The 17,819-nt window shown below is 73.9% G+C and carries 14 protein-coding genes; 10 read left to right on the top strand and 4 right to left on the bottom strand.

Annotation, left to right across the window (positions count from 1 at the left end):
• Positions 1-43 precede the first annotated feature (43 nt).
• Positions 44-1,168 (bottom strand): DNA integrity scanning diadenylate cyclase DisA, encoded by a 1,125-nt coding sequence (gene disA / locus ACZ6RC_RS21885; protein ID WP_391140422.1) that lies wholly within the window; start codon positions 1,166-1,168, stop codon positions 44-46.
• A 288-nt stretch (positions 1,169-1,456) separates the two neighbouring features.
• Entirely contained in the window at positions 1,457-2,869 is a 1,413-nt protein-coding gene (gene radA / locus ACZ6RC_RS21890; RefSeq protein ID WP_391140423.1) for a DNA repair protein RadA, read from the bottom strand.
• 173 nt (positions 2,870-3,042) lie between these two features.
• On the opposite strand from radA, the gene ACZ6RC_RS21895 reads away from it, so the two are divergent.
• Positions 3,043-4,920, top strand: coding sequence for a BACON domain-containing protein (locus ACZ6RC_RS21895; protein WP_469585665.1), 1,878 nt, complete (start codon positions 3,043-3,045; stop codon positions 4,918-4,920).
• Positions 4,921-5,015: 95 nt separating this feature from the next.
• Here ACZ6RC_RS21895 and ACZ6RC_RS21900 read toward each other — a convergent pair whose 3' ends face one another.
• The gene (locus tag ACZ6RC_RS21900) at positions 5,016-5,933 is read right to left on the bottom strand and encodes a DUF3109 family protein (protein WP_391140425.1); all 918 of its coding nucleotides are present in this window, start codon (positions 5,931-5,933) and stop codon (positions 5,016-5,018) included.
• Between the two features lie 40 nt (positions 5,934-5,973).
• On the opposite strand from ACZ6RC_RS21900, the gene ACZ6RC_RS21905 reads away from it, so the two are divergent.
• The 4 genes from ACZ6RC_RS21905 to ilvD all read left to right on the top strand — a co-directional run bounded on the left by ACZ6RC_RS21905 (position 5,974) and on the right by ilvD (position 10,771).
• Positions 5,974-6,906, top strand: coding sequence for a Ppx/GppA family phosphatase (locus ACZ6RC_RS21905; RefSeq protein WP_453618471.1), 933 nt, complete (start codon positions 5,974-5,976; stop codon positions 6,904-6,906).
• Between the two features lie 423 nt (positions 6,907-7,329).
• Positions 7,330-8,166 (top strand): sugar phosphate isomerase/epimerase family protein, encoded by an 837-nt coding sequence (locus tag ACZ6RC_RS21910; protein ID WP_391140427.1) that lies wholly within the window; start codon positions 7,330-7,332, stop codon positions 8,164-8,166.
• Positions 8,163-8,774, top strand: a complete 612-nt coding sequence (locus tag ACZ6RC_RS21915; protein ID WP_391140428.1) for a TetR/AcrR family transcriptional regulator — start codon at positions 8,163-8,165, stop codon at positions 8,772-8,774. Before ACZ6RC_RS21910 ends, ACZ6RC_RS21915 begins: the two co-directional genes overlap by 4 nt.
• Positions 8,775-8,917: 143 nt before the next feature.
• Positions 8,918-10,771 (top strand): dihydroxy-acid dehydratase, encoded by a 1,854-nt coding sequence (gene ilvD / locus ACZ6RC_RS21920; protein WP_469585673.1) that lies wholly within the window; start codon positions 8,918-8,920, stop codon positions 10,769-10,771.
• A gap of 361 nt (positions 10,772-11,132) precedes the next feature.
• Here the strand turns inward: ilvD and ACZ6RC_RS21925 are convergent, their stop codons facing one another.
• The gene (locus tag ACZ6RC_RS21925) at positions 11,133-13,334 is read right to left on the bottom strand and encodes a protein kinase domain-containing protein (RefSeq protein ID WP_469585676.1); all 2,202 of its coding nucleotides are present in this window, start codon (positions 13,332-13,334) and stop codon (positions 11,133-11,135) included.
• 436 nt (positions 13,335-13,770) lie between these two features.
• On the opposite strand from ACZ6RC_RS21925, the gene ACZ6RC_RS21930 reads away from it, so the two are divergent.
• The 5 genes from ACZ6RC_RS21930 to proC all read left to right on the top strand — a co-directional run bounded on the left by ACZ6RC_RS21930 (position 13,771) and on the right by proC (position 17,342).
• Positions 13,771-14,025, top strand: coding sequence for an SH3 domain-containing protein (locus tag ACZ6RC_RS21930; RefSeq protein WP_469585774.1), 255 nt, complete (start codon positions 13,771-13,773; stop codon positions 14,023-14,025).
• A 134-nt stretch (positions 14,026-14,159) separates the two neighbouring features.
• The gene (locus ACZ6RC_RS21935; RefSeq protein ID WP_469585679.1) at positions 14,160-14,714 is read left to right on the top strand and encodes a hypothetical protein; all 555 of its coding nucleotides are present in this window, start codon (positions 14,160-14,162) and stop codon (positions 14,712-14,714) included.
• Between the two features lie 61 nt (positions 14,715-14,775).
• Positions 14,776-15,630, top strand: coding sequence for an ABC transporter ATP-binding protein (locus tag ACZ6RC_RS21940; protein ID WP_469585682.1), 855 nt, complete (start codon positions 14,776-14,778; stop codon positions 15,628-15,630).
• A 79-nt stretch (positions 15,631-15,709) separates the two neighbouring features.
• Positions 15,710-16,447, top strand: coding sequence for an ABC transporter permease (locus ACZ6RC_RS21945; RefSeq protein ID WP_391140433.1), 738 nt, complete (start codon positions 15,710-15,712; stop codon positions 16,445-16,447).
• Between the two features lie 85 nt (positions 16,448-16,532).
• The gene (gene proC / locus ACZ6RC_RS21950) at positions 16,533-17,342 is read left to right on the top strand and encodes a pyrroline-5-carboxylate reductase (protein ID WP_391140434.1); all 810 of its coding nucleotides are present in this window, start codon (positions 16,533-16,535) and stop codon (positions 17,340-17,342) included.
• The last annotated feature ends 477 nt before the right edge of the window (positions 17,343-17,819 follow it).

Genomic DNA, 17,819 nt, shown 5'->3' on the forward strand with positions numbered 1-17,819 from the left:
GGGCTGCCGACGGCCGGCTGAGGGGGCGCGGGGCCGACGGGCCCTACACGTACCGTTCGAGGATCGAGGACTCGGCGAGCCGGGACAGGCCCTCGCGGACGCTCCGCGCCCGCGCCTCGCCGACACCGTCCACGGTCTGCAGGTCGTCGACGCTCGCGGCCAGCAGCTTCTGCAGGCCGCCGAAGTGCTCGACCAGCCGCTCGATGATGGCGCCCGGGAGCCGGGGGACCTTGGCGAGGAGCCGGTAGCCGCGCGGCGAGACGGCGGAGTCCAGGGTCTCGGGGGAGCCGCTGTAGCCCAGCGCCCGCGCCACGATCGGCAGCTCGAGCAGCTCGGCGTGGGTGAGCGCGTCGAGCTCCGTGAGCGCCTCGGAGACCGTACGGGACCGCTTGGCCGTCGGCTCGGGGACGTAGTCGCGGATGACGAGCTCGCGCTCGGGCTCGACGCCCGCGATCAGCTCGTCGAGCTGGAGCGAGAGCAGCCGGCCGTCGGTGCCCAGCTCGACGACGTACTCGGCGATCTCGGTGGCGATCCGGCGGACCATCTCCAGCCGCTGGGCGACGGCGGTCACGTCGCGGACGGTCACCAGGTCCTCGATCTCCAGGGCGGAGAGCGTGCCGGCGACCTCGTCCAGGCGGAGCTTGTACCGCTCCAGGGTCGCGAGCGCCTGGTTGGCGCGCGAGAGGATCGCGGCCGACTCCTCCAGGACCCGGCGCTCACCGTCGACGTACAGCGCGATCAGGCGCATCGACTGCGAGACGGAGACCACCGGGAATCCGCACTGCTTGGAGACGCGGTCGGCGGTGCGGTGCCGGGTGCCGGTCTCCTCGGTGTGGATGGAGGCGTCCGGGACGAGCTGCACGCCCGCGCGGAGGATCTTGGTGATGTCCTTGTCGAGGATGAGCGCGCCGTCGAGCTTGCACAGCTCGCGCAGACGGGTCGCGGTGAACTCCACGTCCAGCACGAAGCCGCCGGTGCACATCGATTCGACCGTCTTGTCCATGCCGAGGACGAGGAGGCCGCCGGTGTTGCCCCGGAGGATGCGCTCCAGACCGTCGCGCAGGGCGGTGCCGGGGGCTACGGCGCTGAGCGAGGCGCGCATCAGCGCTTCGACGCCGGAGCCCGCGCCGGACTTTCCGGGACCTGCTGCCCCGTCCTTGGCTGCCACTGCACTCCTCCGGCTCGTACGGATGGGCGAGACCAGGGCAAAGTCTAGCGACACGACCCGACGCCCCTCTGCCGCGCGCCGCGCGACCCCGTGCGGGGCCTGCCCCGCCGACCGCTCCGCTACACCGCCGGACGGCCTCGTCCTGGCTCTCCTCCCCCTCTTCCCCGCGCGTCCTGACCGGCTTCTTCGCCGACGCCTAGCCCTCTTCCCCGCCGATGCCTAGCGCTCTTCCCCGCTCATGCCCAGCCCTCTTCTTCGCCGACGCCCAGCCCTGTTCCCCGCCGATGCCTAGCCCTCTTCCGCGTTCGCGCCCTTCGCCGCGGCCGGGCGGCGGCTTCGCGGCAGGACCCGCAGCGCGTCGCCCATGTCCGCGACCTCCGTCACCTTCATGCCGGCCGGGACCTTGCCCGGGTCCGTGGGGACCAGGGCGTGGGTGAAGCCGAGCCGGTGCGCCTCGGCCAGGCGGCGCTGGACGCCCGTGACCCGGCGGACCTCGCCCGCCAGCCCGACCTCCCCGATGGCGACCAGGTTCTTCGGCAGCGGGGTGTCGCTGGCGGCGGAGGCCAGGGCGAGGGCGATCGCCAGGTCGGCGGCCGGCTCGGAGAGCTTCACCCCGCCGACCGTCGCCGAATAGATGTCACGCTTGCCGAGCGCGGTGATCCGGCCGCGCTGCTCCAGCACGGCGAGCATCATCGACACCCGGGACGTCTCCAGGCCGGAGGTCGTCCGCCGCGGCGACGGGATCTGCGAGTCCACCGTCAGGGCCTGGACCTCGGCGACGAGCGGCCTGCGCCCCTCCAGGGTCACCGTCAGACAGGTCCCCGGCACGGCCGTGTCGCGGCGGGTCAGGAAGAGGCCGGACGGGTCGGCCAGCCCGGTGATCCCCTCGTCGTGCAGCTCGAAGCAGCCGACCTCGTCCGTCGCTCCGTACCGGTTCTTCACGCCCCGGACCAGCCGCAGGCGCGCGTGCCGGTCGCCCTCGAAGGAGAGCACGACGTCGACCAGGTGCTCCAGGAGCCGGGGGCCGGCGATGGCGCCGTCCTTGGTCACATGGCCGACCAGGAGCGTGGACATCCCGCGCTCCTTCGACGCCCGGATCAGCGCCCCGGCGACCTCACGGACCTGCGCCATGCCGCCCGGCGCCCCGTCGATCTCCGGGGAGGCCACCGTCTGCACCGAGTCCATGATCAGCAGTGAGGGCTTGACGGCGTCGAGATGTCCGAGGACGGCCGACAGATCGGTCTCGGCCGCCAGGTACAGGTGGTCGCTCAACGCGTTGATCCGGTCCGCGCGCAGCCGGACCTGACTGGCGGACTCCTCGCCCGTCACGTACAGCGTGCGGTGCTCGTCGCTCGCGGCCTTCGCGGCGACGTCGAGCAGCAGCGTGGACTTGCCGACGCCGGGCTCGCCCGCGAGCAGCACGACCGCGCCGGGCACGAGCCCCCCGCCCAGGACCCGGTCCAGCTCGTCCACACCGGTGGAGCGCGCGGTGGCCTGCCGGCCGTCGACCTGGCCGATGGGCAGCGCGGCGGTCGAGACACGGCCGGCGGCGGTGGTGCGGACGGCGGGCGCGCCGTACTCCTCGACCGTCCCCCAGGCCTGGCACTCGGGGCAACGGCCGAGCCACTTGGCGGTCGTCCAACCGCACTCGGTGCAGCGGTAGGACGGCCTGTCCTTGGCGGATTTCGTACGGGCAGCCATGGACCGAACCGTAGCGGTCCGCACTGACAACGCGTCCCGGGAGTGATGCCGTCACCGGCTCACCCCTCGGAATGAACGATTCCTGTCCCCTTTCGAGGGATACCTTCACCCGTAAGGATTAAAAGTGTTCAAGGGGTGCGAAGAGGCCGCTCCGCCTTGCCTACGGTCGCCCAGTGACGAGCAGCAGGCTGGAACCCCCTACCCACACCACCGGCGCACACCGGGCGCACCGCCGCGCGCCGTCCCACGCCGCCGGAAGCGCCCCGACCGGCGCACCGTCCGGCACAAAGGCCGCCCCGGCCGCCAAGGCCGGAGCCGGAGCCGACGCGCGCGCCGGTTCCCGTACACACGGTCGTCGCTCCCCGTCCCGTGACGAGCCCGTCCACGAGCCCTGTCTCGACGGCCTGTTCACGTACTGCCTGTCCGTGCTCTGCGACCACGACACGGCGACCGCCGTCCTCGGCGACGTCCTCGCCCTCGCCGAACGCCACCGCGGCCGCTGCCCCTCCGACGAGGAAGGACGCCGGGCGTGGCTGTACGCGCTCGCCCGCTGGGCCTGCCTGCGCACCCTCGGCGAGCAGCGCCGCAAGCGCCAGGGCGGCGCCCACAGCGGCCGTCAGGCCGCCGGGAAAGGGGACGCGGAACGGGCCCGGGACGCGGACGGGAGCGCCGACGAGACCACCGGAGCCGCTTCCGCTACGGACGCCCACCGCCGCCGCGCCGAGCTGTCCCTGCTCGCCTGGCCCGAGGCCGCCGGTACGACCCCGGAGCAGCGCGAGGCCCTGGAGCTCGCCGTCCGCCACGGCCTCGGGCACCGGGGCGTCGCCGCCGTGCTCTCCCTCGACCCGCTCGCCGCGCGCGAACTGCTCTCCTCCGCCGCCTGCGAGGTGGAGCGGACCAGGGCCGCCCTCGCGGTCGTCGAGACCGGCGGCTGCCCCGCCGTCGCCCGCCTCACCGGCGACCACCAGGTGCTGCTCTCCGCCGCCCTGCGCGCCGAACTCGTCCGCCACGTCGACGACTGCCCGCGCTGCCGCCGGGCCGCCGAACGCGCCGGCGCGGGCGGCCCGTGGCCCGGCGCGGCGGCGGACGCCCCCGCGCGGCTCCCGCTGGTCCCGGCGCCCCCGCCCGCGGCGTGCGCGGCGGCGGGCATCCCGCGCGCGCGTGCCGGTGCCCCGCGCTTCGGGCCCACCGGTTTCCCGATGGACCCCAAGGACCACGCGGCCCGGCGCGACCGGATGCGCGCCCGGGCGGTCACCACCACGGTCGTCGCCGCCGTCGTCGCCGCCCCCGTCCTCGCCCTGTGGGCCTCGTACCGCGGCGACCCCGCGACGGGGGAGGGCAGGGCCGGAGCGCCGGTCACCGCGCGGGAGTCCGAGGACGCGGGCGGCCTGGACGGCGCCCCGAACGACCGGTACGAGAACACCGGCAACGCCCGCACCACCCCCGACCCGCGCTTCACCCAGGGCAGCCGCTCGCCCGACGTCTCGGTCGAGGTGATCAGCCCGGGCGGCCCCACCGGACCGACCCTCCCCGGGCAGCCGGCCGCCGGCCGGATCACCGTCTCCGCCCACGGGAACGGCGCCACCACGACGCTCACGCTCACCAACTCCGGCGGCTCGTCCGTGGACTGGTCCCTGTGGACGGACGGACCGTGGCTGTACGTCTCCCAGTCGTCCGGAACCCTCCGGCCGGGGCAGTCCGTGACGGTCCGCGTCCACGTCGACCAGGCGCGCGAGCCCTCGGGGGCCTGGTCGGCCCGGGTCGGCGTGAACCCCTCCGGCGCGGTGGTCCGCATCCACGGCCGCGGCGCCACCACCCCGCCGCCGACCACCGAGGAACCCCCGCCCACGACGGACCCGACGACCCCGCCACCCACCACGGACCCGACCACCCCACCGCCGACGACGGAGGAACCGCCGCCGACGACCGATCCCACGGACCCGACGAGCCCGCCGCCGACGACGGAGGAACCGCCCCCGACGACCGGCGAACCGACCCCGTCCACCGACCCGGGAACCCCGGGCGACACGGGGTCCCCGCCTCCCTCGTGACCGGAGAGCGCGGCGGCCGCCGGACGGCGGCGGGCGTGGCGGGAAGGCCCGCCGGGCTCAGGACGGCCGGACGCTCCCAGGACAGCCCGGAGCTCTCAGGACAGCCGGTCCTGGACCGGTCGGCCGCCGGGCGTCGGCGGGCTCACGGGGTCGGCCGGGTGCGGGGCCACCAGCGGCAGCTGGGACGCGAGGCGCGCCTCGCACAGCTCCACCAGCACGTCGTACGCCTCCTTGCCCATGAGCTCCGTCAGCTCGGGCCGGTACGTCACGTACACCGGCTCCCCGGCCCCGTGCGCCGAGGTCGCCGAGGTGCACCACCAGTGCAGGTCGTGACCTCCCGGGCCCCAGCCACGACGGTCGTACTCCCCGATCGAGATCTGCAGGACGCGGGTGTCGTCGGGCCGGTCGATCCAGTCGTACGTACGCCGCACCGGCAGCTGCCAGCAGACGTCCGGCTTGGTCTCCAGCGGCTCCTTGCCCTCCCGGAGGGCCAGGATGTGCAGCGAGCAGCCGGCGCCTCCCGCGAAACCGGGACGGTTCTGGAAGATGCAGGACCCCTCCCAGCGCCGGGTCTGCCGGTCACCGTCCTCGTCGAGCTGCGTCCAGCCGGTCGCGGTGCCGACGTCGTGGAACTGCCACAGCTCGGGCGTGAGCCGGTCCACGTACGAGGCGACCCGCTTCTCGTCGTCCTCGTCGGAGAAGTGGGCGCCCAGCGTGCAGCAGCCGTCGTCGGCGCGGCCGGCCTGGATGCCCTGGCAGCCGCTGCCGAAGATGCAGCTCCACCGCGAGGTGAGCCAGGTCAGATCGCAGCGGAAGACCTGCTCGTCGTCGGCCGGGTCGGGAAACTCCACCCAGGCCCGCGCGAAGTCCAGGCCCTTCTCGTCGGGTTCGGGCGCGACGCCCTGCTTCTTGGAGATCGCGGGCTCCTTGGAGGCCTTGCGAGCCTTGAGCGGAGTGGTGGCGCTGTCGCCGCCACTGGCTTTGTCCGGCTTCGCCTTTTTCGTCTTGGGCACACCACAAGCGTATGCGCGCGGGCGCAGTAGCGTTCCGCCCATGAGACTCGGAGTCCTCGACGTCGGTTCGAACACGGTGCACCTGCTGGTGGTGGACGCCCACCACGGCGCACGGCCCCTGCCCGCCCACTCCCACAAGGCGGAGCTGCGCCTCGCCGAGCTGCTCGACGAGCACGGCGCCATCGCGCCCGCCGGGGTCGACCGGCTCATCGCCACGGTCGTGGACGCGCTCCAGGCGGCGGAGGACAAGGGCTGCGAGGAGGTGCTGCCGTTCGCGACCTCCGCGGTGCGCGAGGCGACGAACGCCGACGCGGTCCTGGCCCGGGTCCAGGAGGTGACCGGCGTCGACCTCCAGGTCCTCACCGGCGAGGAGGAGGCGCGCCTCACCTTCCTCGCCGCCCGCCGCTGGTTCGGCTGGTCCTCCGGGAAGCTGCTCCTCCTCGACATCGGCGGCGGCTCCCTGGAGATCGCGTACGGCATAGACGAGGAGCCGGACGCGGCGGTCTCGCTTCCGCTGGGCGCGGGGCGGCTGACGGCCGGCTGGCTCCCCGGCGACCCCGCCGACGCGGCGGACGTCAAGGCCCTGCGCCGCCACGTCCGGGCCCGGATCGCCCGTACCGTCGGCGAGTTCACCCGCTTCGGCAAGCCGGACCACGTCGTCGCCACCTCCAAGACCTTCAAGCAGCTGGCCAGGATCGCCGGGGCGCCCGGATCCGGCGAAGGGCTCTACGTCCAGCGGGACCTCAGCCACCGGTCCCTGGAGGAGTGGGTCCCCAAGCTCGCCGTGATGACGGTCCAGGAGCGCGGGGCCCTCCCCGGCGTCTCGGAGGGCCGCGCCCCGCAGCTCCTGGCGGGCGCGCTGGTCGCCGAGGCCGCGATGGACCTCTTCGGCATCGACGACCTCGAGATCTGCCCCTGGGCCCTCCGCGAGGGCGTGATCCTCCGCCGCCTGGACCACCTCCCGGAGGGATGACGGGCGGACCCGCGGCCGGAGGGGGTACGGAGCGGACACGCGCCCCGGCGCGAGGCGGACCCGCGGCCGGAGGGGTACGAGCGGACCCGCGCCCCCGGCGCGAGGCCGGCCCGCACGCGCCTCGGCACGCGCCTCGGCGCGCGCCGCCCGCTCCCGTACGCCCCGGGAACCACCCCGCACCGCCCGGAGACCCGCACCCCCGCACCGCCCCTTCCACCCGGCCGGGCGTGTGTCCTCCCCCACGCGCGCGTGGCCCCGCCCCGCCGCACCCGCACAGCCCGGGACCCCCCGGGAGACCCCCTGGGACCTCCGGGAAGCCCGGCAACGCGCGCGTGCCCGGCGCTCCGGAGAGCGACCGCCCGGTGCCGTACGTGACCGGAACCACCTCCCCGGGGCCCGGGCCCGCCCCGTACCCTGTCCTTCGTGGCAGAACCAGTGGTGCGCGTCCCGGATGCGAAGGTCGCCCTGTCGACGGCCTCGGTCTATCCGGAGTCGACGGCGACGGCCTTCGAGATCGCCGCACGCCTCGGCTACGACGGTGTCGAGGTCATGGTCTGGACCGACCCCGTCAGCCAGGACATCGAAGCGCTGCGCCGGCTCTCGGACTACCACGAGGTCCCGATCCTCGCCGTCCACGCCCCCTGCCTCCTCATCACCCAGCGCGTCTGGTCCACCGACCCGTGGGTCAAGCTCCAGCGCGCCCAGGCGGCCGCCGAGAAGCTCGGCGCCTCCACCGTCGTCGTCCACCCGCCGTTCCGCTGGCAGCGGCAGTACGCCCGCGACTTCGTCACCGGCATCTGGCGGATGGCCGACGAGACCGACGTCCGGTTCGCCGTCGAGAACATGTACCCCTGGCGCTACAAGGACCGCGAGATGCTCGCGTACGCCCCCGAGTGGGACGTCACCAAGGACGACTACCGCCACTTCACCGTCGACCTCTCGCACACCGCGACCGCCCGCACCGACGCCCTCGCCATGGTCGACCGCATGGGCGACCGGCTCGGTCACGTCCACCTCGCCGACGGCAGGGGTTCCGCCAAGGACGAGCATCTGGTCCCCGGCCGCGGCACCCAGCCCTGCGCGGAGGTTCTGGAACGCCTCGCCCACATCGGCTTCGACGGGCACGTCGTCGTCGAGGTCAACACCCGCCGCGCGATGTCCGCCGCCGAACGCGAGGCCGACCTGGCCGAGGCCCTGGCCTTCACCCGCCTCCACCTCGCCTCGGCGACCGCGCAGCCGGGGCGGGTCCCCCGCTCATGACCGCACCGGCCCCGCGCCGGCGCGGCCGCCCCTCCCGTACCGCGGAGGACCGCGGACCGGGGGCCCGGCAGCGGATCATGGAGGCGGCCCGCGCGCAGTTCGCCGAGCGCGGCTACGACAAGACCTCCGTGCGCGGCATCGCCAAGGCCGCCGGGGTCGACCCGGCGCTTGTGCACCACTACTTCGGTACGAAGGACGAGCTGTTCGCGGCCGCCGTCGAGATCTCCTTCGAACCCGCCCTCGTCGTCCCGCAGGTCCTCGGAGGCCCGCTCGACGGCATCGGGGAGCGCCTCGCCCGCTATTTCATCGGTGTCTGGGAGAACCCCGCGACCCGCGCCCCGCTGCTGGCCATCATCCGCTCCGCCCTCACCCACGAGGCGGCGGCGAAGGTGCTCCGCGGCTTCGTCCTGCGCCGGCTCCTGGAACGCGTGGCCGCCGACCTGGAGGTCCCGGACCCCAAGTTCCGCGCGGAGCTGGCCGCCTCGCACATGATCGGCATCGCGATCCTGCGGTACGTCATCCAGGTCGAGCCGCTGGCCTCCGCCGACCCGGAGGAGATCGTGGCCCTGGTGGCCCCCACACTCCAGCGGTACCTGACGGAGGCGTGACCCGCGGATCACCCCCCGTGGCTCACGCCGCACGGATGCCCGAAAGCTGAACACCAGGTCCGGCATACGGACAGCCTGTCCAGATCTTGGAGCGGCGGCGTACGCTCGAAAGCAAGCACACCCGTCACGAGGAGCGAGCGACGATGCCCGAGCTGAGGTCCCGCACTGTCACCCACGGCCGCAACATGGCGGGCGCACGCGCCCTTATGCGCGCCTCCGGTGTACCCGGCGCGGACATCGGCCGGAAGCCGATCATCGCCGTCGCCAACTCCTTCACCGAGTTCGTGCCCGGCCACACCCACCTCCAGCCGGTCGGCCGGATCGTCTCCGAGGCCATCACGGCCGCCGGGGCCATCCCGCGCGAGTTCAACACGATCGCCGTCGACGACGGCATCGCGATGGGCCACGGTGGCATGCTGTACTCCCTGCCCTCCCGCGACCTGATCGCGGACAGCGTGGAGTACATGGTCGAGGCGCACTGCGCCGACGCGCTGATCTGCATCTCCAACTGCGACAAGATCACCCCCGGCATGCTGAACGCCGCGCTGCGCCTCAACATCCCGACGGTCTTCGTCTCCGGCGGTCCGATGGAGTCCGGCAAGGCCACGCTGGTCGACGGCACGGTCCGCACGCTCGACCTGGTCGACGCGATCTCCGACGCCGTGAACGACAAGATCTCGGACGAGGACATCCTCCGCATCGAGGAGAACGCCTGCCCGACCTGCGGGTCCTGTTCCGGCATGTTCACCGCCAACTCGATGAACTGCCTGACCGAGGCCATCGGCCTCTCCCTCCCCGGCAACGGCTCGGTCCTCGCCACCCACACGGCCCGCAAGGCGCTGTACGAGAACGCCGCCCGCACGGTCGTCGACATCACCCGGCGCTACTACGACGAGGACGACGACTCCGTCCTGCCGCGCTCGATCGCGACCCGCGCGGCCTTCGAGAACGCCATGGCCCTCGACATCGCCATGGGCGGCTCGACCAACACGATCCTGCACCTGCTCGCCGCCGCGCAGGAGGCCGAGCTGGACTACGGCCTGTCCGACATGGACGCGGTCTCGCGCCGGGTCCCGTGCCTGGCGAAGGTCGCCCCGAACGTGGCGCCCGGCGGCACGTACTACATGGAGGATGTCCACCGCGCAGGCGGCATCCCCGCCATCCTCGGCGAGCTGTACCGCGCCGGCCTCCTCAACGAAGACGTCCACACCGTCCACTCCCGCTCCATCAAGGAGTGGCTGGAGACCTGGGACGTGCGCGGCGGCTCGCCGTCCGAGGAGGCCGTCGAGCTGTGGCACGCGGCGCCCGGCTGCGTCCGCTCCGCGACCGCCTTCTCGCAGTCCGAGCGCTGGGCCTCCCTCGACACGGACGCGGCCGGCGGCTGCATCCGCGACGCGGCCCACGCCTACTCGAAGGACGGCGGCCTCGCGGTCCTGCGCGGCAACCTGGCCGTCGACGGCTGCGTGGTCAAGACGGCCGGTGTCGACGAGTCGATCTGGACGTTCGAGGGCCCGGCGGTCGTCTGCGAGTCGCAGGACGAGGCCGTCGAGAAGATCCTCAACAAGCAGATCAAGGACGGCGACGTCGTCGTCATCCGCTACGAAGGCCCGCGCGGCGGCCCGGGCATGCAGGAGATGCTCTACCCGACGTCCTTCCTGAAGGGCCGCGGCCTGGGCAAGACCTGCGCCCTGGTCACGGACGGCCGCTTCTCGGGCGGTACGTCGGGCCTGTCGATCGGCCACGCCTCACCGGAGGCGGCCTCCGGCGGCACGATCGCCCTGGTCGAGGACGGCGACCGCATCCGCATCGATATCCCGACCCGCGCGATCGAGCTCCTGGTCGACGACGCGACCCTGGCGGCCCGCCACGAGGCCCTGGCCGGCGTCTACGCCCCGAAGAACCGCCAGCGCAAGGTCTCGGCGGCCCTCCGCGCCTACGCGGCGATGGCAACCAGCGCCGACAAGGGCGCGGTGCGCGACGTGACCCGCCTGGGCTGACCCGAGCCGCCGGCCCCTCGCGGGGGGCGGGTGAGCCGGCCCCTCTTCGTGCCGCCGAGTACGGCGCGAAGGGGGGCTTCTGCGGCTCGTCCGTCCGCTCACGTACGCCGCCAAGGTTCTCTCCGACCCGCTCGCCGCTCGTGGCCGGACCCCTCGGGGGAGCGACCCGCTCGCCGCCAGGGCCCGGGCCTCTCGGGGCAGCGAACCGTCCCCCGCATAGGGCGGGCCGCGGCCCCTCGGGGAAGCGAACCGCTCCCCGGGCGGGTCGCCGGGCACGGTGACCCACCCGGATCGCCGGCCACTCACGCCGCGTAGAGCCCCGCCCGCATCGTCAGGCACTCACGCCGCGGGACCTACCCCCTCACCACGCCCCCGGGTCGCGCGCGTCCACCGCGAAGACCGACCCGTCGGGGGCGGTCGCGTAGACCCGGTCCCCGGTCACCACCGGCGCCGGGACGGTCGTGGCATAACCGAGCCGCCCGTCGCGCAGGCGGGGCTTCGTCTGGCCGAGGAGGGCGCCCCGCGCCGTGTCGACGGCGAGGAGGCGGCCGTCGGACGCGGAGAGGTACAGCCGGGCGCCGTCGGCGGTCACGACGGGCGCGGAGACGTTTCCGGCGGCCGTCTCCAGCTCCCACAGGACCCGCCCGCCCGGCGCGGCCGTGTCCAGGGCGGTCAACTGCCCCCGCGGGGTCAGCAGATAGGCGATGTCGCCCCGGACCGCGATCGTGGGCTCGTCCAACCGGAACGGCAGCGCCACCCGCCGCACCGTCCCCGCCGCCCCGGCGGCCCCGGGCTCGTACCGTACGACCGCGTCGATCTGCGAGTCGCTGTTCGCGGAGCGCAGGAACAGCGCCCCGCCCGCCCCCATCCCCACCGGCACCAGATCCCCCTCCAGCCGCGTCTGCCAGACGAGTTCACCGGTACGCGGCCGCAGCGCCCCGACGCGGGTCCGCTTACCGCTCCCGGCGGCCGTCGCCGTCTCGAAGACCGGCAGGAGACCGGTCGCGGGGTCGTACGAACCGAAGCGGGGAGCCGTGAACCCGCGCAGGGCGTACGTGCGGCGCTGCGCGCCGGTCGCGCTGTCGACGGCCCGGACGCCCCCGGCCGACGTGGGGAAGAGGAAGGTGTCACCGGCCGGAACGGCTCCCTCCTGGCGGGCGGCACCGCTCGTGTCCCACCGCGCGGCCCCGTCCTCGCGGCCGTACGTACGGAGCGTGCCGTCGGCGGCGACGACCCCGAGGACACCGCCCGCGGCCAGGGGCCCGGCGACCGGATCGTCGAGGGCGGCCGGGTGCGACCAGGCGACCCGGCCGGTCCGCGGGTCGAGCCGCGCCAGGCCGACCCCGCGCGCCGAACAGAACAGCGCGCCGCCGACGTGCGCGCACGCGGGGGCCGTGGGCTCGCCCGCCTTCTGCAGTGCGGTCTGCCAGCCGCCGAAGGCGGTGGCGACCTCGGCCCGGCGCGGCTCGGGCCCGGTGGCGTCCGCTCCCGCCCCGAACGCCACGAAGAGGCCGCCGGCCGCCAGGCCGACGAGCGCCGTCACCACGACCGGCAACCGGAACCGCCCGGCCCGGCGAGGCCTCCGCGCCGGCACGGTGACCCGTACGGGAGTATCGGCGTCCCACGAGGCCCCGAACCCGGACCCGAATCCGGACCCCGCCCCGGCGCCCGCCCCCGCCACCGGCTCCGGCAGGACGAGCGGCCGCCGCTGCGCCGGTATGAATGCCTCCGCCTCGTACGACGGAGGGAGCAGCGCCGCCATGATCTCGGAGGGGGTCGGCCGCTCGGCCGGCTCCTTCGCCAGGCAGCGGGCGACCAGCGGTGCCAGCTCGCCCGGCACCCCCGAGAGATCGGGTTCGTCGTGCACGACCTGGTACGCGACCACATACGGACTGTCGGAGTCGAACGGGCCGTGCCCGGTCGCCGCGTGCACCAGGACCGACCCGAGGGCGAAGACGTCCGCCGCCGGCCCGACCTCCCGGGGCCGCTGGAACTGCTCGGGCGCCATGAACGGCGGCGAGCCGATCAGCTTCCCCGTCTCCGTCCGCAGATCGCTGTCCACCGGCCGCGAGATGCCGAAGTCGATGACCTTCGGGCCGGTGTCGGTGAGCAGGACGTTGCTCGGCTTGAGGTCACGGTGGACGACCCCCGCGCGGTGGATGTCGCGCAGCGCCTCCGAGAGCCCCGCCGTCAGGCGGCGCAGCTCGGCGGGGGCCAGGGGACCGTTCCGTTTCACCTGGTCGGCGAGGGTGGGGCCGGGGACGTACAGGGTCGCCATCCAGGGGCGCACGGCATCGGGATCGGCGTCCACGACGGGCGCGGTGAAGGCGCCGCTCACCCGTCGGGCAGCGGCCACTTCCTGCCGGAAGCGGGCCCTGAACTCCGGGTCCTCCGCGTACTGCCCGTGGACGACCTTGACCGCGAGCCGCAGGCCGGAGGCGGAGGTGGCGAGGTGCACCACACCCATCCCGCCCGCGCCGAGACAGGCCTGAAGGCGGTACTCACCGGCGTATTCAGGCTCTTCCGCTTCCCGGTCCGCGCCGGTGCTGCGCAACGGCGGCATAGCCCACCCCCGTGTGGTTCCCCGTTGTGTTCGCGCGCGTGCGCGACGCACGGAGCCTAGTCGATGGCCCCCGGACGGCCGAGGGGCCTTGCTAGCCTGCGCGTCGCGGTACGCGAACGTCGGCGGTACGCGGATGTCATGGAGCGCTTTTGCGCCAACGGGGGAGGACGACGGCATGGGCGTGGACGAGAAGAACCGGGGACGGGACGCGAAGGACACGGCGGAGGCACCGCACGGGCCGACGGCCGTCGCGGAGCCGGTGGCCACCGACGCCGTACCGAACGGCACCGGCAGGGGCGGGGACACCGGCACCGCACCCGCCGCGCCCGCGGTCTCGGTCGCGGTGGCCCCCACGGTCGCGGAGCTCGACGGCACCGCGCCCGCGATCTCCGTCACCGTCGCCCCCGCCGCCGCGGAGCTCGACGGCGTCGCCGCCATGACCGTGACCCGCTACCCCGTCGCCCCCGGCTACCGGGTCAACGTCCGCTCCGGCCCGGGCACGCAGTTCCGGCTCGTGCGGACCCTCGCCCCGGACGTGCGGGTGGCGATCTACTGCCAGACGCCCGGCGAACGGATCTCCGGCCCCTACGGCACCACGAACATCTGGGACAACATCGCCTCGGGCGAGTTCATCTCCGACGCCTACGTGAAGACGGGCACCGACGGTTACGTCGCCCGCCGCTGCGGCTGACCCACCCGGGCCCCCGGCCCCCGGGCCGGACGCACCCCGGCCCGGGCGCCCACCCCTACGGGCAACGCCCCACGCGCACCGCCCCACGCCCCGGCCCTCACGCGCCCCCGCCCCACCCGGGGATAATCGGTCCCGTGAGCGACGACGACCGCACCGACCGGCCCGAGAACCCCCGTACCCCCCGCGGCACCGCCGAGAGCGCGGCCGACGGCACTCCCGCCGGGCCGCGCCCCGAGGAGATCCGTTTCTTCGGCACGACGTGGGTCGACCACACCGGCCACTACGGCCTGCGCCGCGCCGGCCTCGCGGTCGGGGCACTCGTCGCGGCCGCGGCCGGCTGCCTCGTGCTGCGCTTCGGCTACCAGGGCCTCGAGATCGCCGACGTCGGCGGCTTCGTCAACATCCTGGTGATCGTCATGTTCTCGATCTGCAGCGCCATCGCCTTCCGCAAGACCTGGGAGGGCTTCGCCCGGCGCCCGGCCGACCCGGCCCGCGAGGACTCCCTGCGCAGCCTGAAGGCGATCGGATTCATCGGCTCCCTCCTCGCGTACGCCTTCCGCTGCCTCATCGAGGCTCCCGGCGAGAAGCTGCGGCGCACCGAGTACGAGACGGCCCGCGCACGGTACGAGAAGCGGCGCGGCACCCGCACGGGCAACCCGGCGGCCCGCAAGAAGCCGAAGCGGAAGTAGTCCGCCCGAGCCCCTGCCCGAGTGCTTGACGCCCTCTCCCTCCACGCCCATTATTCATCACATGGTGAATTACTCCGAGCAGGCCCCGGGGCAGGCAGCGGACCGAGAGACGAACCCCGCTCCGGGCACCGCTTCGAACCACCCGGTGACCGGAGCGATCGTCGCCCGCGGCCTCACCGTCGTCCGAGGCAGGCGCACCGTCCTGCGCGGCATCGACTTCGTCGTCCCACCCGGCCGGATCACCGGCCTCCTCGGCCCCTCCGGCTGCGGCAAGTCCACCCTCATGCGCGCGGTCGTCGGCACCCAGGCCCACGTCACCGGCACCCTCGACGTCCTCGGCCGCCCGGCGGGCGACGCCGCCCTGCGCGCCCGCATCGGCTACGTCACCCAGGCCCCGTCCGTGTACGACGACCTCACCGTCGCCCAGAACCTCGACTACTTCGCCTCCGTCCTCCTCCCCGGCCGCGCCCACCGCGAGGAACGCCGTACGGCCGTGGCGCGGGCCATCGACGACGTCGACCTCGCCTCGCACGCAGACGCCCTCGCCGGCCGGCTCTCCGGCGGCCAGCGCAGCCGGGTATCCCTCGCCGTCGCCCTCCTCGGGACCCCGGAACTCCTCGTCCTCGACGAGCCCACCGTCGGCCTCGACCCGGTCCTCCGCCGCGACCTGTGGGCCCTCTTCCACCGCATCGCCGATCGACGCGGCGCCACGATCCTCGTCTCCTCGCACGTCATGGACGAGGCCGAGCGCTGCCACCGCCTGCTCCTCATGCGCGAGGGCGAGCTCCTCGCCGAGGACACCCCCGAAGCCCTGCGGCGACGCAACGACACCGCCACCGTCGAGGACGCCTTCCTCCGCCTGGTCGACGCCGCCGCCGCCCGCGCCGCCGCCCACCCCGAGACCCCACCGCGCTGATCCCCGGCGCCTGCCGCCCACCCGCGGGCCCCCACGCCGGCCACCGCCCGCCCCGTCGGCCCCCCCCAGGAGCTCCGCCATGAACGCCGCCCGCACCCTCGCCACCGCCGCCCGTGTCCTCCGCCAGCTGCGCCACGACCCGCGCTCCATCGCGCTGATGCTCGTCGTCCCGTGCCTGATGCTCTTCCTGCTCCGGTACGTCTTCGACGGCAGCCCCGGCACCTTCGACTCCATCGGCGCCTCGCTGCTCGGCATCTTCCCGCTGATCACGATGTTCCTCGTGACCTCGATCGCCACCCTGCGCGAACGCACCTCCGGCACCCTGGAACGCCTGCTCGCGATGCCCCTCGGGAAGGCCGACCTCATCGCCGGCTACGCCCTGGCGTTCGGACTCCTCGCCGTCGTCCAGTCGGCCCTCGCCACCGGCCTCGCCCTGTGGTTCCTCGGCCTCGACGTCGTCGGCTCCCCCTGGCTCCTCCTGCTCGTCGCCCTCCTCGACGCCCTCCTCGGCACCGCCCTGGGCCTCTTCGTCTCCGCCTTCGCCGCCTCCGAGTTCCAGGCCGTCCAGTTCATGCCGGCCGTGATCTTCCCCCAGCTGCTGCTCTGCGGCCTGTTCACCGCCCGCGACCGGATGCAGCCCGTCCTGGAGACGCTCTCGAACGTCCTGCCCATGTCGTACGCCGTCGACGGCATGAACGAGGTCCTCCGCCACCCGGACGTCACCGACGTCTTCGTACGGGACGCCCTGGTCGTCGCCGGCTGCGCCCTCCTCGTCCTCGCCCTCGGGGCCGCCACCCTCCGCCGCCGCACGGCGTGACCGCCCCTCGGACACCCGGAGCCGCGCGGCCCCCGCGATGCGAGGATGGCGGCACGTAACCCCCTCCGGCGAGGTGAACAGAGCCATGACCCAGACCGTCGCAGTCCTCGGCACCGGCAAGATCGGTGAAGCGCTCCTCAGCGGCATGATCCGAGCCGGCTGGCGTCCCGCCAACCTCCTCGTCACCGCCCGGCGCTCCGAACGCGCGGAGGAGCTGCGCTCCCGTTACGGCGTCGAGCCGGTCACCAACGCCGAGGCGGCCAAGCGCGCCGACACCCTCATCCTCGCGGTGAAGCCGCAGGACATGGGGCGTCTCCTCGACGAACTCGCGCCGCACGTCGCCACCGACCGCCTGGTCATCAGCGCCGCCGCGGGTATCCCCACCTCGTTCATCGAGGAACGCCTCACCGCCGGCACCCCCGTCGTCCGCGTCATGCCGAACACCCCCGTCCTCGTCGACGAGGGCATGTCCGTCATCTCGGCCGGCAGCCACGCCACCCCCGATCACCTCGCCCACGCGGAGGAGATCTTCGGCGGCGTCGGCAAGACCCTGCGCGTCCCGGAGTCCCAGCAGGACGCCGCCACCGCCCTCTCCGGCTCGGGCCCGGCCTACTTCTACTTCCTCGTCGAGGCGATGACCGACGCCGGCATCCTCCTCGGCCTGCCCCGCGCCCAGGCCCACGACCTGATCGTCCAGGCCGCCATCGGAGCCGCCGTGATGCTCCGCGACAGCGGCGAACACCCGGTCAAGCTCCGCGAGGCCGTGACCTCCCCGGCCGGCACCACCATCAGCGCCATCCGCGAGCTGGAGAACCACGGCGTCCGCGCCGCCCTCATCGCGGCCCTCGAAGCCGCCCGCGACCGCAGCCGCGAACTCGCCTCCGGCAACGGCTGACCCCCTCTCAGGGGCCGTCCGCGCGTGCCAGGCCCCGGGGAGAGGCACGCCCCAGGCCGGGGGTTGACACGGGATTCCCCGGTACGTAGTGTTCTCCGAGTTGTCCGACGTGAGCACCGACCCCGGTCGGCCCCGGACAGCCATCCCGCAAGAACCCATAGAAGCTGACGGCGCTTTGTCGCGCCGTCGTGCTTTCCGTGTGTTTCTGCGAAATGAGGAATCCGTGTTCGAAGGTTTGAACGCACGTCCCCGATTAGCGTCGGGGGCAGGGAATCCGCTAAAGTCTCACTCGTCGGAACGGCCCAACAGCCGCGAAGACAACTCCCGCTGACTGGGAATCAGGCCCGAAAGGATCTGATAGAGTCGGAAACGCAGGAAGGCCGAAACGGGAAACCGAAGAAGCCGGAAAGCACCGAGGAAATCGGATCGGAAAGATCTGATAGAGTCGGAAACGCAAGACCGAAGGGAAAAGCCCGG

This window comes from Streptomyces sp. NPDC048353 (genome assembly GCF_055587165.1).

What these genes read in the sequence shown, in the direction of transcription:
- radA (WP_391140423.1), bottom strand. Translation starts at nt 2,869, where the DNA reads ATGGCTGCCCGTACGAAATCCGCCAAGGACAGGCCGTCCTACCGCTGC.
- ACZ6RC_RS21905 (WP_453618471.1), top strand. Translation starts at nt 5,974, where the DNA reads ATGAGACTCGGAGTCCTCGACGTCGGTTCGAACACGGTGCACCTGCTG.
- ACZ6RC_RS21915 (WP_391140428.1), top strand. Translation starts at nt 8,163, where the DNA reads ATGACCGCACCGGCCCCGCGCCGGCGCGGCCGCCCCTCCCGTACCGCG.
- ilvD (WP_469585673.1), top strand. Translation starts at nt 8,918, where the DNA reads ATGCCCGAGCTGAGGTCCCGCACTGTCACCCACGGCCGCAACATGGCG.
- ACZ6RC_RS21925 (WP_469585676.1), bottom strand. Translation starts at nt 13,334, where the DNA reads ATGCCGCCGTTGCGCAGCACCGGCGCGGACCGGGAAGCGGAAGAGCCT.
- ACZ6RC_RS21930 (WP_469585774.1), top strand. Translation starts at nt 13,771, where the DNA reads ATGACCGTGACCCGCTACCCCGTCGCCCCCGGCTACCGGGTCAACGTC.
- ACZ6RC_RS21940 (WP_469585682.1), top strand. Translation starts at nt 14,776, where the DNA reads ATGGTGAATTACTCCGAGCAGGCCCCGGGGCAGGCAGCGGACCGAGAG.
- ACZ6RC_RS21945 (WP_391140433.1), top strand. Translation starts at nt 15,710, where the DNA reads ATGAACGCCGCCCGCACCCTCGCCACCGCCGCCCGTGTCCTCCGCCAG.
- proC (WP_391140434.1), top strand. Translation starts at nt 16,533, where the DNA reads ATGACCCAGACCGTCGCAGTCCTCGGCACCGGCAAGATCGGTGAAGCG.